Source organism: [Clostridium] aminophilum DSM 10710, assembly GCF_000711825.1.
GTDB classification, from domain to species: Bacteria; Bacillota; Clostridia; order Lachnospirales; family Lachnospiraceae; genus Clostridium_R; species Clostridium_R aminophilum.
The window spans coordinates 13,459-28,240 of record NZ_JONJ01000013.1; the positions used below are offsets into that span (position 1 = coordinate 13,459).

A 14,782-nucleotide genomic window follows, 5' to 3' on the forward strand; every position below is an offset into this window, starting at 1 on the left:
GAGAAGAGTATGATTCGTGAGATGTTCTGGGAGTTTTGGGATGATGAGAGAGGTGTCGGTGTGATCGAGCTTGTACTGATTCTGGTTGTCCTGATCGGCCTGGTTATTCTTTTTAAAAAGAATATCACCATGCTGCTGGAAAACATTTTTAACCAGATCAACAATTCCAGCAAGCAGGTATACTGATGCGCAGGCAAATGCCGGCGTCGGTAACCGTATTTCTCGCCATGGTCTTTGTTCTGATGCTGTCGCTGCTCGGCGGACTTTTTGAGTCGGTCCGGGCAGCAGGAGCGGGGACTTATGTGCAGACAGCACTCGATGCCTCTGCGGATTCCGTCATGAGCCGTTATGACCGCAAGGTCTTTGATCATTACCGGATTTTTCTTCTGGAGGAACCGACGGGGGAAATCCGGGATCAGATCCGGAAAAACATGCTGACCTATCTTAAGGATGCACCGTTCTATCCGGTATATTCGCCGGAACTCTCCGTCAGTCCCGAGGTGAAACTGACGGATCGGGATGGGAAGCCGTTTGAAGATCAGGCGGCGGCTTATATGAAATTTGCGGTCATCCCGGAGCTTCCGAAAGCGGAGGAGGCGGTGGAACAGGCAAAAGCGGCGCGCAGCGGGGAACAGTTCGGTGAACTCGGCCGGGAGTTTAACTTTTCCGGAGGCGATGTGGTCCGGTTGGAAGAGGCGCTGGACCGGATTGGAGAATCCAGACAGAAACAGCTGGATCGTATGGCAGAGGGCGATCGGGCTCTGGACGGCGGCGATGGCGATGGATTTCGGGCATCAACAGAGGAACTTCTGCGGGAGCTGAGGCGAATGCCGGGGCTGGCTGCAGATTATGAGAAAAAGGCGGACCGGCTCGGAGAACAGGTAAAAAAAGCGGGAGAATCCTATGAAAAACGGAGGGAGGACATGGATGATACCGCGAGAGCGCATGCGGAGGAACAGCTCAGCCTGTACCGGAGTTATACGGAAGCCGGCGGTGCAGTCCGGGAATCGGTCAGAGAGTCGGTGAGAAAGGCGGAAAAGAACACGGAAACGGCCGAACGGGCGTTGGACCGGGCGGATGAGGTCGAGGAACTGATCGAGAGGCTGGAAGAAGCCTTTGACGACGAGGACGATGATGCGGATGAACTGGAAGCGAGAATCGAAGCTCTCTGGAGGAGCATCCGATCGATCACGGCAGGATATCAGAAGGAAACACCCTGGGATAAGGGAAAACGGGACCGGAAGAAACTGTCACTGCTGGAACGTATGGCGGATCTGACGGAAGAGGGAATCTTCCATCTCTGTCTTCCGGAGTCGGATTCGATTTCTTCTGTGCGGGCAGATTGCAGAAACTGGCCTTCTTATCAAAGAGAAAAAGGGTCTGTTTCCGGTCTTGCGCCGGGAGAAGGGATCGGTTTTCTGCCGACGGAGGCAATCGGAAAGATACTGCTGGACGAGTACGGAATGCAATTTTTTACCGATTATCTCGGGGGCGGAGAAGCACGTGGCGAGATTCCGGACGGAGGGTTTACCTGTGAAAAGGAATATCTTCTGATCGGCGGAGAGACGGATCGGGAAAATCTGCGCGGAACCGTCATGCGGCTGTTTGCGCTGCGGCAGGGGATGAACCTTCTGACGATTCTCGGAAGCAGCAGTATGAAGGCGGAGGCCAGAGCCGCGGCGGCATCCATTGTCGGTGCGTCCGGCGGAGTTCTTACACCGCTGGCCGCAGTGGTCTATGGACTGATCCTGACGGTCTGGTCGGCAATGGAGTCGGCAGCCGATGTAAGAGTGCTGTTGAAGAACGGAAAGGTTCCGATTATGAAAAAATCCGGAGACTGGAAGGTATCTCTTAAGGGTATTCTGGAGCAGGGAACGGGAATTTTAGACAACGTAACTATGTCGGAAAAAGGACTGAATTATTCGGAATGGATCCGGATTCTCATGCTGGTTACCGGAAAACGGGAACTTCGATTCCGAATGATGGATATGATACAGAAAAATCGTGACAAATTAGGTAATTCGATTCGTTTAAACAACGGAATAGTGCGCATAAGAGCGGAATATTCCGGTCAGGGCATGCTGATCCCGGTAAAGAAACGAACCGTACGGGAATATTGAAAAAAATTGTATCCGGCAGCGACAGCAGGACAGGACCGAACGGAAAAAATAACAGTTTGAAACTAACATTCAGGTTAAAACGTGCCTCTCCAAGTACAGTTCAGCCGCATTGCGATCGTTCAAAAAGGATGTGTTCGGAGTTCCTGCCCTGCTCTCACTGCCGGATGCAGCGAGATGTAGCAACGGGGGGCCTGCTGGATGGACAGAAGCAGAAATGGAGTGCAAGCCGGTTCGGGTATGAAGGGGAAACTTTGCGCAAGCCTGACCGTGGAAGCGGCTATGGCGTTTGCCCTGTTTTTATTTGCAGTGATCGCGATGGCATTGCCGATGGATATGCTGAATACGCATCGACGTGTCGAATTCGTTCTGGAACAGACTGCCCGCGAACTGAGTCAGAATGCATATCTTCTTCACGGGGGAAGAATGCACGATGATCCGGGGAAGCAGCAGGAAGAACAAATGGAAGAACAAATCAGGGAGCGGAGTGATCCGTCTCTTCTTTCCATCGTGGAAGATGCGGCAGTTCAGGCGTATCTTTACACCACGATACAGAAGAGGAGCGGAAATCATCGGATTGAGGCACTGGATCTGACGAAATGTCATCTCACAAAAGACGGAGAGTGGGTTGATCTGAAAGCGTCCTATCGATACCGGATTCCTTTTGGTATCTTTCCGAATCTGACCGTTCCGTTTTGTGCCCGCAGTCGGCACCGCGGGTGGATCGGATCCGATCCGAAACGGGAAAAGGACGGGGAAGAGGCGGAGGAAGACCGGATCGTTTATGTAGGAAGAGACAGCACCCGATATCATCTTTCTCCGAGATGTCATTATCTGAATCATGAACTGAAGCCGATTTCCAGAAACGAACTGGAATCCGCACGGTCCGGAAGCGGCTCGACGTATCGGCCCTGTGATATCTGCGGAAAAAAGGGTTCATCCGGCACCGTCTATATATTGCCGAACGGCGAAAAATATCATACCGATCCGGACTGTTCTTCACTGAGAAGTTACATCCGGGAAGTGTGGCTGTCGGAAGTCCGGAATCTGGGCGCCTGCAGCTACTGCGGTGGGGGATAATAACATGACAGCAATGGTCAGAATGATATATTTTGTGATCCTCGGATGGATGGCCATATCGGACTTGCGGACAAAAACCATTCCGGTATGGGCACCGTGGATCATGGGAATTACCGGGCTGCTTTTTTGCACCGCACCGGGGCTGATTGAGAATCCGGCATGTTATGCGGGAGAAGAGGGCTTTGGGCAGATTCTTTTCCGGTTTCTGCCCGGAATCGCCGCTCTGATTCTGTCACATCTGAGCAGGGAATCGATCGGCCGGGGTGACGGAGGCATACTTCTTTCGCTGGCGTTCTGGTTGGATGCGGGAGATCTCTCCCGCATCGCGCTGGCGGCTGCCGCATTCTGCGGAATATACGGGATGCTGCTTTGCGGGTGGTCAATTCTTGGCGGAAGAGGCATTGCCGGCATACGAAAGAGAAGAATTCCATATCTGCCGTTTTTGTGCGCGGCATCGGTCATGATTCAGGGGAATATGTTATGAGGAACAGCGTGTATGCAGTCCGAACGACGAAACATCGGGAGAACATTTTTCAGGATAATCAGGGTAGAGTGGAAGGAACCGGGACAGCGGCGAAAAAAGGACTGAACGCCAGCCTGTCTGTGGAGGCGTCACTTGTAATCTCACTGACGCTTCTTTTTTTCGCGGTTTTGATGAACGGCATTTTGGGGATACACCGGCGTTCGGTTGAGGAAATGATTCTGGCGGAAGGGGTAGAGAAAAATGCAGTATTTGAAGAAACGGCGGAATTGGAGGAAGGACGGACAAGAAACGATATCACCGAGTCGGAAAATGCGAAAGTTCACTGCTTTTATGGATGCGGCGGGGCAGAGATCACGTATGGGAGAAGGGGATTGTTTCATGTCGTCGGCAATGTGCGGGATCAGCATGAGATAGAGATTTCCATGCGGATATACGACCCGGAGAATATGCTGAGGCTTCAGACAGCGATACTGAAAGGACGGTGACACGGATTGGAAGTTCGTTATCAGCGGGAAATGACGCACAACTATATGATGATACGAGCGGAAAAGCCGGAATGGAGTGATAATTACACCTGTCATATGATGGAGGAAAACGCGATTCCGGGGCTTCTGGCTTTCCAGACGAGACATACCGGACAGGGCGTGGATTTCTATTATGAGATTACGTCCAGACAGCCGTTAAACCGGATTTTTGAGCGAAAGAAGCCGGACGGGGAAACCATACGGAAGGTGATTTCCCAGATTCTGGATACCCTTTGGGTATTGGAGGATTTTCTGCTGGTGGAAGAAGGGGTGGTGATGGACGCATCCTACATCTATGCGGATCCGGACACCATGGAGATTCGGCTTTGCTTTGTGCCGGGGCTCTATATGGACTTTGCGGAGAAAATGAAAGATTTTCTGCGATGGATCATGGAGCGTGCGGATCATCGGGATTCCAGAGCGGTAATGCTTTCCTATGACCTGTATGAGGCGAGTCTTCGGGAAAACTATGGAGCAGAAGATCTGAGGCGATGTCTGAACGGAAACCGGAGCAGCATTTTCTGTGAAAGAGAAGGCGGAACACATACCGAATGTGACGGACTGCATTCGGGAGTGGACGGATACTGTGCGGTCTGTGAGAAAAAAACGGGAGCTGCGCCGGGGCAGGAGGGGAGCAGAGTGATGCCGGATTATCCGGTTAGACCGGGAAGGAGGCCGGATTTTCCGGAAAACGGAAAAACAAAGATGCGAAAAACCGGAAGAACAGGACAGGAGGACTGTAACCCTGCGGTATGGCAAAGCGGAATCCGTCAGATCGAGGAGAATGGGGATCGGATCAATCCGGTTCTCTCCCCGAACTGGAGAAAAAAAGCGGCGGATCGTTTCCCGACGGTTTATCTGGCGGGCGGTTTTGCATTGGAGCTTGTCCTGTGGTTCGCGACCGGATTTCGGGGACAGGGATTCTATGCGGGTATCTTCTGTGCGGTGATGACGGTGATTCTGATCGTGTTCCGGCTCACGGCCGCTGGAAAAACAGAGTCGGCAGAAGATGATGTTGTTGATGATGCCGCCTGTGAGGAGAAGCCAAAAATCGATCCGGGATACGAGTGGGAATCGGATCCGGCGTGGAATGAGGAGTGGCATTCCGCCGAGGGATATGAAAGTGCTGCAAGATATGAACGGAGAATACCGGAAGAAGCACCGGCGGAGAATCGAATCCGGACCGAAGCCACGGATCGGACAGAGGGATCGGAAAGAAAACAGGACGAGATACTGCCGGATAGCCCTTATGCGGAGCTGATTCCGGATCCGGCAAACGACAATGCGGCGTTGAATTACGAGGAAATCCGGATACCGTATACACCGTTTTTTATCGGTCAGAATCCGGATCTGACAGATTGCTGCATTCCGGATGCGTCAGTCAGTCCGCTGCATCTCCGGTTTGATCAGGATGAGCGGACCGGGGAGTATACCGTCACGGATCTGAACTCGGAGGACGGAACCTATGTTGACGGGAAACTGCTCTGTAACAATGAGCGTGAACTTCTCCGAGATGGTGACCGGCTCCGGATCGCCGGGCTGGAATATCGTTTTGCCGTCAAAAACGGACCGGTTGTGATGTGACCGGCTTGTGCTGTTTCGTGGTTTAACAGGCTCGAATCGCCTGTTATCACGCAGCGTTGCCAGATGAGAACAAGTGCTCGCGCGGCTCATGCTTTTCGTAGTATAATGTTTTCGAAAATATTCCCGCAAAGGATATGGAATACCGCAGCGGGGAGATCAGAACAGGGAGGGCCGACGAATGACTGACAAAGACTGTATCTTCTGTAAGATTGCAAACGGAGAGATTCCGTCTGCAAGTGTCTATGAGGATGAAAATTTCCGTGTGATTCTGGATATGGGACCGGCAGCGAAGGGACATGCGCTGATTCTGCCGAAGAATCATTTCAAGGATCTGAATGAACTGGATGAAGCCACTGCGGCGAAGGTGCTTCCGCTTGCGGGAAGGATCGGCGCGGCGATGAAGAAGTCGCTGGGCTGTGCGGGATATAACGTGGTTCAGAACAACGGCGTGGAAGCAGGCCAGACAGTTTTCCATTTCCATGTTCATGTCATCCCGAGATATGAGGGCGGACCGAAGATGGTTGAATGGGAACCGGGATCATCGACTCCGGAAGGACTGGCGGAGACCGCAAAATCCATCGCACAGGGTTTAAACTGAGCGGATACGAAATCAGAATAAGTCGAAATGTCTGGGAGGAAAGCCGTTGATTCAGCGGCCGGATCAGACACAATAGAGTGAGCAAAAGCCGCAAACCGTGGAAAGACGGTTTGCGGCTTTTGCTATAGAGGACGGCCGGTGCATTGCATATTGTAAACTTAAATAAAGCAATAGGTTGACAATTCAAAAAAGACTGTTTACGATAGGACTCGTTGAGAAACGCTGCGCAGTGTTCCAGACAAAAAGAATACACTCTGTGTGATGAAAAATCCGCACAGGGGAGGGGAGAACAAGAAGATGAGAAACTCTAAGATCAGAGATCTGACCTTTATGGCCATATTCATTGTATTGATCGCAATTGGTGCCAGAATCACGATCCCAGTGCCGGTCTGCCCATTCACGCTGCAGTTGGAATTCACCACTCTTGCGGCATTGATCCTCGGATGGAAGAAAGGCGGATTTGCCGTTTTTGCCTATGTTCTGCTCGGACTGGCAGGGCTTCCGATGTTTGCTGCCGGCGGCGGACCGGGATATATTGTTCAGCCGACGTTCGGGTATCTGGCCGGGTATATTTTCGGAACCATTGTGACCGGACTGATTGCGGGGAAAAACCGGGAGCACAAGAGCTTTATCCGCCTTCTGGCTGCCAATCTTGCGGGGCTCATGGTGGTTTACGCATTTGGCATGGCTTATCTCTGGTTCATCCGGAACATTTATATGACCGGAAATCCGATCACCTTTCAGGCACTTGTGATTTACTGTTTTTTTCTGGCTGTTCCGGGCGACATTCTGCTCTGTGTTTTTGCGGCGGAACTCGGGAGGCGGTTATTGCCGGTTCTGGAGAAAAATGATCTTTTGCTGGACAACCGGACCCGGGTGGCCGGTGTGTAAGAAAAGGGAGAATGAGGAAGATGAGCAGAAATCTTTTTATTACGGGAACCGGAACGGATGTCGGCAAGACATTTGCGGCGGGGCTGATTGTGAAGAAACTTCATGACGCGGGAGTCCGCGCCGCCTATTACAAGGCAGGCATGAGCGGCAACGAGCGGAGTGCGGACGGAACGCTGATTCCGGGGGATGCGCTCCATGTAAAAAATGTGTCCGGGATCCCGCAGCCGATTGGGGAAATGAGCCCGTACGTCTACGAACACGCGTATTCACCGCATCTGGCTTCCCGGCTGGAGGGAAATCCGGTTTCGTTCGAGAAGGTCCGGGAAGGATTTGATCAGGTGTCTCAAAAATATGATTTTGTGACCATGGAAGGGAGCGGAGGAATTACCTGTCCGCTGGAGTTTGACCGTGAAGAGCTCTATCTGGATCAGATGGTGAAACGCCTTGGACTTTCGTCGGTCATTGTGGCGGATGCGGGGCTCGGAACCATCAATTATGTTGTACTGACCGCAGAGTATATGAAACATCATGGCCTTCCGGTAAAAGGAGTCATTTTCAACCAGTGTCATCCGGGAGATGTGATGGAGGAAGACAACATTTTCATGTGTGAACATCTCACCGGACTTCCGACCATCGCGAAGATTAAGCCGGGAGATACGGAGCTGGAGATCAGCGCAGAAGACCTGATGAGACTCTATGACTGAAAAGAGAATAAAAAGGGAGAAGAATCAAGATGCCGACTGAAAAGAATCATATCTGGTATCCGTATACCCAGATGAAGAATATGAAAGAGCCGTATCATATCATCGATGCGGAGGGAGTTTATCTGTACACGGAAGACAGCAAACTGATCGATTCCGCGTCCTCCTGGTGGTGCATGATTCATGGATATAAAAATCCGGAAATCACGGAGGCCATTAAGCGACAGGCAGATAAATTCTGTCATGTGATGCTCTGCAATCTGACCCATGACGGAGCTCTGAATTTTTCCAGAGAACTCGCCGATTTTCTGCCCGGAGATCTGAATCATGTGTTTTTCTCCGACTCCGGGAGCGTCAGCGTGGAAGTCGCTCTGAAAATGGCGCTGCAGTTTTATGTCAATGATACCGTCCGCCGGGGAACACACAACGAGCGGACGAAAGTTCTGTCCCTGACACATTCCTATCACGGAGACACTTTTAAAACCATGGAGATCGGAGATGATGAGGATTATCATTTTGCATTTCCGGAGAAAAAAGGTGTGACACATATCAATACGGAGATCGACGAACTGGAAAATGCGTTCCGGCGGGAGGGAGAGCAGTTCTACTGCATGATCGTCGAGCCTCTTCTGCAGGGGGCAGGCGGAATGCGTATGTATGATGTCAGCTTTTTGAAGAGAGCGAGAGAACTGTGTGATCAGTACGGCGTACTCCTGATCTTTGATGAAGTTGCCACCGGATTTGGAAGAACCGGAAACCGCTTTGCGGCAGATCTCGTGCTTCCCGATATCATTTGCCTCGGAAAGGCACTGACCGGCGGTTATGTGGGACATGCCGCGACGGTTGCATCCGAGAAAGTTTATCAGGGATTTTATGACGATGATGAGAGACTTGCGCTTATGCACGGGCCGACGTTTATGGGAAATGCTCTTGCGATGGCGGCCGGCCTCAAATCGCTGGAGATCTTCCGTCGGGAAAATTATATGGATAAGATTCATCATATTGAGACGGTTGCCAGGCGGGAGATCGCAGGGTATGAAGCGGAAGGTCTGCGAGAAGTCCGGACAATGGGAGGTTGTATCTGTTTTGAGGCGGACAACGGAGAATCTCTCTCCGGATTTCAGGATTTTGCCGCAAAGAGGGGCGTGTTTGCGAGAAATTTTCTGAACGTACAGTATGCGATGGTTCCATACATTATAAAAGATGAGGAACTGATACAGATTATTGATACCATGAAAGCATGGTGGGAAAGATAACATTAATGTGGAAGAAAGACTGCAATCTAAGTGATAATTCAGATTGCAGTCTTATTATTGTTTCATAGTTTTCCTTCTTTTGAAAAATTTACATTAAAACCAAATTCCATGCAGGAAGAGTTTATTGTTAATCTTCGAAAAATAATTCAGAACGGCAAAAACAAAGCACTTCTGATTTCCGCCACGGGGGACGATGCAATAATACAGACAGGACGAAAAGCCGCTTAAAATAAGGCTTTTTCGGACCTGTCATTTTTACGGAAACATAATATTGTTTATCAAGAGAAATGAACAGGCTCGGACTGTGAGAAATCACAACGTCCGAGCCTGTTTTATTTTGCGTGATAGAAAAGTGTTGCCTGAGTGTTAGAAATTGGATTGCTATAGAAAAACGTTGATATTGCCAGCAATTGGCTCATGTTAACTGAGTGTTAGGTTAAGCGTTACCGCAATATCGATACTTAGCATAGCGTCCTTTATTTATTGGTTCAAGCAATTTTTGTTCTACAAGAGCTTTGAGTAATCGATAAGCCTTATTTTCATCGACATGTAATAACTGAATTACGTCAGCACGAGAAATGAACTCATTGCTTTTTGCCATATTAATAATCAGTTCCGGGTATCTGGTTTCATCAATATCAACCTGACGCACATAACCGATATTCTTAGATTTTGTGCTGTAAACCTTTGGTGACAAGATATAAGTCCTATTTCGTCCGCTACCGTAAATATCAACGATGCCAGATTCAATAGAGCTATCCAAAATAGCCTTTGTAGCAATCTCTGATAAGTTTGCCGCGGCAGCAAGTTCGCCAACTTTAGTACGGGGCATATCTTTTAGCGTATTAAGGACTAAAAGTGTATTTAAGGATAAAGGACGTCCTAAGCGGTTCTGTTCATTTGAAACTAATTTTGCAATTTGCGAATCTGGTTTGCTACGTGGAATGAATAGCGAAACGGTAACAGGCGTGGAATTGCTGTAATCCGGAAGTGGATTACCATAGATTAAAGAACCTTCAAAAATTCGGTCAATTCCACGACCAGTTTTTTCAGCAAGTCCGATTCTCTTTAACGCATCTGCTTATTGTGGATTTCTGCCATGCGGTTCAGCTGTAAGTAGATTTTTTATAGAAACACCTTCGATAAAGCCACCAGGGTTTGCAATTGTAAGACCGTCATCGCTTACAGCAACACGAACACGCCCCATCTTAGAATAGTCGCGATGGCTGAATGCGTTAACAAGAGCTTCACGAAAAGCACGTTTATTAAAGGCAGGAACAGAAACACGAAATAGTCCCATTTCAATTTCTTGCTCAGGGTTCCAAGCTTCCATGTATGTGTTTATTTTATCGATGGTTGATAGGAGCGGAAGACAAATATCGTCATTAACTTTTATATCAGTACCAGATAAAACTTGGAATGAAGAGCTATGGGTAGGGATGTATCTCTTTATGACAGGTACGCGACCAATCATAAGAATACCAGTTACCGTGGGGATTAATTGTCCATTAAAGTCTCTCACAAATCCTAAAGCTTTAAATAGATCGTCATTAGGAAGTTGAAGCAAAGTGGCTTCACCGTTGTATGCAAGTATTAGGTTGCGTAGATGCTCTATTTCGACAGGATCGAAATCTTCAGTTGTGCAATCAAGAAGTGGCATAGCTGAATAATCGAGCATCCTGAGATCTGAGAGCCGTGTTGCAAACTCTGCTGGGTACATAGGGACATTTTCTGGAGTCCCGTCAGCTTTGATTTGACGGCGCTGAATTTTACCAGTAATTGTCGCGACAATACCGCTATAGGACTTAGGAACTGAAATTTTAAGTACAGGATAAATATCTTCAATGATCTCTGCACGTATGGCAACAGGTGGCAATGTGTTATTTGCAATAAAGGCACCAAGAGTGGATGGATCCATGTGATCTTTGTGTACACCAGTCACTTCACCGGAATCCTCGATACCTAGATACAAATCACCACCTTCAGTATTAGCAAAAGCGACAACAGCATCGAAAATATCAGAGTTCTGTAATTTACGTTTATCACTTTTGAATTCAATTGTAAGAGTTTCCTTTGTAGGCAGCATCGTATCACCTCCTTCTGACATTCTAACACTATTGTGTGTTAAAACAACGTTTCTAACGCACATAACGCGTTAAAACGAGTGTTGATGTGATAGGATCACTAAGCTCGAAAAGACCAGCCGCAGCACGCTATTTCACTAAGCGGCAAAGCCGCTAAGTGAAATATGTGTCGCTAAGAGCTTCGCCAAGGAAGCTGTCACCTAACGGTGACCAGCGGACTTTTTTCTATGACTTCGAAGCGCACCCCGCGGACTTTTTATGTTAAAACGGATCCGTTTGCGGTAGAATTGTGATATGAAACCGAGCAGGAATAAAGACATGTCGGAAGGTGAGAAGGACACATGGGAAATGCAGTAACTTCGAAGATAACCACGGAGAGGTTATCCGATCTGAGAACCGGTTTTGAGACAGCATATGTCAATGGAGCTGTCGCATCCAATCTGGAATACAAACCGAGCTTTGTATCCAACAATCCGAATGAGGGTAAGAAGGTTATCTCCTCCATCGAAGAAGAGCTGCTCCGATGTGAATCCTTTCAGATCAGTGTGGCATTTATTACCATGGGCGGGATTACTCCGCTTCTGCAGACACTGAAAACATTGGAAGAAAGGCAGATTCCGGGCGAGATCCTCACGACAAACTATCTGAATTTCAGTGAGCCAAGGGCGCTTCAAAAGATTCATGAATTAAAGAACATCACCTTGAAAATGTATGATGTGGAGGCGGCCAACACCGGTTTTCATACGAAAGGATACATTTTCCGAAAGGATGAGGTTTACCGGATTATCCTTGGAAGTTCGAATATGACCAGTGCGGCGCTGACAAGCAATGTCGAGTGGAACACAAGGCTGATTTCGACGGAGCAGGGAGAGGTCGCGGGACAGATCCTGAAAGAGTTCCGGGAACTCTGGAACTCGGACTACGCATTGGACTATGATTCGTTCTATGAAATCTATCAGGAACGATACCGAATCATCAAACATCAGAGAGAAATCGCAAAAAGGGAAATAATTCCATCTTTTGACAAATTTACATTAAAGCCCAATTCCATGCAGGAGAAGTTTATTGTAAATCTTCGGAAGATAATTCGAAACGGCGGTGACCGTGCGCTGCTGATCTCTGCAACCGGGACCGGAAAGACCTATGCGGCTGCTTTTGCGATGCGGGAGCTGGGCTTCCGGCGTGTTCTCTTCGTGGTTCACCGGGCACAACTGGCCGTGCAGGCGAGGAAGTCTTTTTCGCGGGTGTTCGATTCGTCGGTTTCGATGGGAATTGTCGGAGCGGGTCAGCATGACTATGACAGCGATTATGTGTTTGCCATGGTTGAGACACTGAATCGGGATTCTCATCTGTTTCAGTATAAAAAGGACGATTTTGATTGCATTATCCTGGACGAGGCCCATCACAGCCCGGCTAACACGTACCAGAAGATCATGAATTACTTTACGCCGAAGCTCTTTCTCGGTATGACAGCCACACCGGACAAGCGGGACGATCATCTGGAAGGAAAAAATGTATATGAACTGTTTGACCGGAATATTGCGCACGAAATCCGGCTTCAGAAGGCGATGGAGGATGACCTGCTATGTCCGTTCCATTATTTCGGTATTAGTGATATCGCTGTAGTGGATGATAAAACGATGCGGAAAAAGGAGCTTGCGGACACAGACTTCAATCAGCTGACAAGTGAGGCGAGAGTCCGCCATGTCATTGAACAGGCAAATTACTACGGTTACAGCGGAGAGCGAGTCAAGGGTTTCATTTTCTGCAGCAGGAACCGGGAGTGTGAGATTCTTTCAAAGATGTTCAATGAACGGGGCTTTCGGACACTTGCACTGAGCAGTGCGACTTCCGAGGAAGACCGTGCAAGGGCCTTTGAACGTCTGGCAATGAGTGAAAAGGATGCAACGGACGAAATGCAGCCGCTCGACTACATTTTTTCCGTTGATATTCTGAACGAGGGCATTGATATCGTTGAGGTCAATCAGGTCATCATGCTCCGGCCGACACAATCGCCGATTGTTTTTATCCAGCAGTTGGGCCGGGGACTCCGAAAAGCAGAGGGAAAAGAGTATGTTGTGATCCTCGACTTTATCGGAAATTACAACAATAACTTTATGATTCCCGTGGCGTTGTCCGGGGACCGGACTTACAATGCGGATGTGATCCGAAAATATGTCATCAGCGGAAACAGCACAATCCCGGGAGCTTCGACGATTCACTTCGATGAGATTTCCAAAAGCAGGATTTTCCATGCGATTGACAATATCAAATCCGGAACATTCAAGGAGCTGATCAAAGAAGGATATCGCAATCTGAAGAACCGGCTTGGAAGGATACCAAGGCTGATTGATTTTTATGAGAATGAAGAAATGGATCCGATCGTGATTATCCGCGAATACCGGACGTATTACGCATTTGCGGAAGCGATGGAGAAAAAGCCGCTCTTTGCATTTTCAGAGCAGGAAAAACGGACGCTGGAATATCTCTCCAAGACCGTTTTGAGCGGCGTTCGCCCCGATGAGCTGGAGATTCTGCGCCAGCTCCTGTTCAGGGACAGTGTTGATTATTCGGAGATCATGGATTGCTGCCGGTCCCGGTACGGATATGAGATGAACAGCGCAAAGATCGATGCGGCGGTTGACGTGCTGGACGGAGCGTTTGTCACGAATTCGGCCGAGTATGAAAAATTCTGTCACATTGATCTGGTGAGATCGGATCAGAAATCCCGTCTGATGCGGCTTGGAAGCTACCGTGAGAGATTACAGCATAGGGATTTTTACCGTCAGATTGAAGATATTGTAGAGGTCGGTCTTCGGCGGTATCAGGATAAGTTCCGGACATCCGGTTCCGGAGAGGTTCCGTTTGTCCTGTATGAAAAATATTCCCGGCGAGATATCAGTCTTTTGATGAATGCGGGAAAAGACCTCTCTTCCACCATGTATGGCATGTCGCGTCTGGGCGATGATATGTTTATCTGGGTTACCTATCATAAGGAGGAGACTACGGATGAAGAAAAAGAGTATGTGGACGGAAAGCCGGATTATGCGGATGAATTCGTGGACAATGTCATCTTCCGGTGGGACTCTCAGATCGGCAGAAAGCTTGGCAGTGCGTATATGAACAAAGTGATGACTGCGCCGAGAAAGCATCTGATGGTTCAGAAGACGGACGCGGAGAATAATTTTTTCTATATGGGTGAATTCGATGTCGCAGAAGTGAGGGAAGACCGGAAAAAGAATAACAGCGGTGTATATATGCCGATCTGTAAATTGAAATGCCGGATGAAAACGGCGGTTCGCGAGGACATTCTGCGGTATCTGCAGAGCTCGAATTCTTTGGAAAAATCAGATGTTTCAGCAGGTACGGTTTGACAGAATCAAACAGTATGAGACATTCCTATGATGTCGTATTGTCTTAAAAGGTGACAGTTCGCGCTTGCGGAAACACAAAATAACAGAAC

General features: G+C 48.7%; 13 protein-coding genes. 11 read left to right on the plus strand and 2 right to left on the minus strand.

The genetic code is table 11. The annotated features are described in order from the left end of the window. Nucleotides 1–9 precede the first annotated feature (9 nt). The 10 genes from BR86_RS15720 to bioA all read left to right on the plus strand — a co-directional run bounded on the left by BR86_RS15720 (nucleotide 10) and on the right by bioA (nucleotide 9,235). On the plus strand, nucleotides 10–186 hold the full coding sequence (locus tag BR86_RS15720) for a Flp1 family type IVb pilin (protein WP_074650169.1): 177 nt from the start codon (nucleotides 10–12) through the stop codon (nucleotides 184–186). Next, on the plus strand, nucleotides 186–2,120 hold the full coding sequence (locus tag BR86_RS0110130) for a DUF5702 domain-containing protein (protein WP_143099355.1): 1,935 nt from the start codon (nucleotides 186–188) through the stop codon (nucleotides 2,118–2,120). Before BR86_RS15720 ends, BR86_RS0110130 begins: the two co-directional genes overlap by 1 nt. Nucleotides 2,121–2,318: 198 nt before the next feature. Beyond that, entirely contained in the window at nucleotides 2,319–3,197 is an 879-nt protein-coding gene (locus tag BR86_RS0110135) for a hypothetical protein (RefSeq protein ID WP_051684735.1), read from the plus strand. Between the two features lie 4 nt (nucleotides 3,198–3,201). Continuing rightward, a complete protein-coding gene (locus BR86_RS0110140; protein WP_031473590.1) occupies nucleotides 3,202–3,681 on the plus strand; it encodes a prepilin peptidase in 480 nt (159 codons plus the stop codon). Beyond that, the gene (locus BR86_RS0110145; RefSeq protein ID WP_031473592.1) at nucleotides 3,678–4,166 is read left to right on the plus strand and encodes a hypothetical protein; all 489 of its coding nucleotides are present in this window, start codon (nucleotides 3,678–3,680) and stop codon (nucleotides 4,164–4,166) included. The genes BR86_RS0110140 and BR86_RS0110145 overlap by 4 nt, the downstream gene beginning before the upstream one ends. Nucleotides 4,167–4,172: 6 nt before the next feature. After that, nucleotides 4,173–5,789, plus strand: coding sequence for a DUF6382 domain-containing protein (locus BR86_RS0110150; RefSeq protein ID WP_031473594.1), 1,617 nt, complete (start codon nucleotides 4,173–4,175; stop codon nucleotides 5,787–5,789). A 178-nt stretch (nucleotides 5,790–5,967) separates the two neighbouring features. Further along, nucleotides 5,968–6,387: an HIT family protein gene (locus tag BR86_RS0110155; RefSeq protein ID WP_031473596.1), complete on the plus strand. Its 420-nt coding sequence runs from the start codon at nucleotides 5,968–5,970 to the stop codon at nucleotides 6,385–6,387. Nucleotides 6,388–6,684: 297 nt separating this feature from the next. Further along, nucleotides 6,685–7,278, plus strand: a complete 594-nt coding sequence (locus BR86_RS0110160; protein WP_031473598.1) for a biotin transporter BioY — start codon at nucleotides 6,685–6,687, stop codon at nucleotides 7,276–7,278. A gap of 20 nt (nucleotides 7,279–7,298) precedes the next feature. Further along, entirely contained in the window at nucleotides 7,299–7,982 is a 684-nt protein-coding gene (bioD, locus tag BR86_RS0110165; protein ID WP_031473600.1) for a dethiobiotin synthase, read from the plus strand. Between the two features lie 29 nt (nucleotides 7,983–8,011). Further along, on the plus strand, nucleotides 8,012–9,235 hold the full coding sequence (bioA, locus tag BR86_RS0110170; RefSeq protein WP_031473602.1) for an adenosylmethionine--8-amino-7-oxononanoate transaminase: 1,224 nt from the start codon (nucleotides 8,012–8,014) through the stop codon (nucleotides 9,233–9,235). A gap of 436 nt (nucleotides 9,236–9,671) precedes the next feature. Here the strand turns inward: bioA and BR86_RS16350 are convergent, their stop codons facing one another. Both BR86_RS16350 and BR86_RS16355 read right to left on the minus strand, forming a co-directional pair. Further along, on the minus strand, nucleotides 9,672–10,067 hold the full coding sequence (locus BR86_RS16350) for a hypothetical protein (RefSeq protein ID WP_242841597.1): 396 nt from the start codon (nucleotides 10,065–10,067) through the stop codon (nucleotides 9,672–9,674). Nucleotides 10,068–10,316: 249 nt separating this feature from the next. After that, nucleotides 10,317–11,321, minus strand: a complete 1,005-nt coding sequence (locus BR86_RS16355; protein WP_242841598.1) for an RNA-binding domain-containing protein — start codon at nucleotides 11,319–11,321, stop codon at nucleotides 10,317–10,319. Nucleotides 11,322–11,660: 339 nt separating this feature from the next. On the opposite strand from BR86_RS16355, the gene BR86_RS0110185 reads away from it, so the two are divergent. Beyond that, on the plus strand, nucleotides 11,661–14,693 hold the full coding sequence (locus BR86_RS0110185) for a DEAD/DEAH box helicase (protein ID WP_051684736.1): 3,033 nt from the start codon (nucleotides 11,661–11,663) through the stop codon (nucleotides 14,691–14,693). Nucleotides 14,694–14,782 lie beyond the last annotated feature (89 nt).

What these genes read in the sequence shown, in the direction of transcription:
- BR86_RS16355 (WP_242841598.1), bottom strand. Translation starts at nt 11,321, where the DNA reads ATGCTGCCTACAAAGGAAACTCTTACAATTGAATTCAAAAGTGATAAA.
- BR86_RS0110160 (WP_031473598.1), top strand. Translation starts at nt 6,685, where the DNA reads ATGAGAAACTCTAAGATCAGAGATCTGACCTTTATGGCCATATTCATT.
- BR86_RS0110145 (WP_031473592.1), top strand. Translation starts at nt 3,678, where the DNA reads ATGAGGAACAGCGTGTATGCAGTCCGAACGACGAAACATCGGGAGAAC.
- bioA (WP_031473602.1), top strand. Translation starts at nt 8,012, where the DNA reads ATGCCGACTGAAAAGAATCATATCTGGTATCCGTATACCCAGATGAAG.
- BR86_RS0110140 (WP_031473590.1), top strand. Translation starts at nt 3,202, where the DNA reads ATGACAGCAATGGTCAGAATGATATATTTTGTGATCCTCGGATGGATG.
- BR86_RS0110185 (WP_051684736.1), top strand. Translation starts at nt 11,661, where the DNA reads ATGGGAAATGCAGTAACTTCGAAGATAACCACGGAGAGGTTATCCGAT.
- BR86_RS16350 (WP_242841597.1), bottom strand. Translation starts at nt 10,067, where the DNA reads ATGCCCCGTACTAAAGTTGGCGAACTTGCTGCCGCGGCAAACTTATCA.
- BR86_RS0110135 (WP_051684735.1), top strand. Translation starts at nt 2,319, where the DNA reads ATGGACAGAAGCAGAAATGGAGTGCAAGCCGGTTCGGGTATGAAGGGG.
- bioD (WP_031473600.1), top strand. Translation starts at nt 7,299, where the DNA reads ATGAGCAGAAATCTTTTTATTACGGGAACCGGAACGGATGTCGGCAAG.
- BR86_RS0110130 (WP_143099355.1), top strand. Translation starts at nt 186, where the DNA reads ATGCGCAGGCAAATGCCGGCGTCGGTAACCGTATTTCTCGCCATGGTC.
- BR86_RS0110155 (WP_031473596.1), top strand. Translation starts at nt 5,968, where the DNA reads ATGACTGACAAAGACTGTATCTTCTGTAAGATTGCAAACGGAGAGATT.
- BR86_RS15720 (WP_074650169.1), top strand. Translation starts at nt 10, where the DNA reads ATGATTCGTGAGATGTTCTGGGAGTTTTGGGATGATGAGAGAGGTGTC.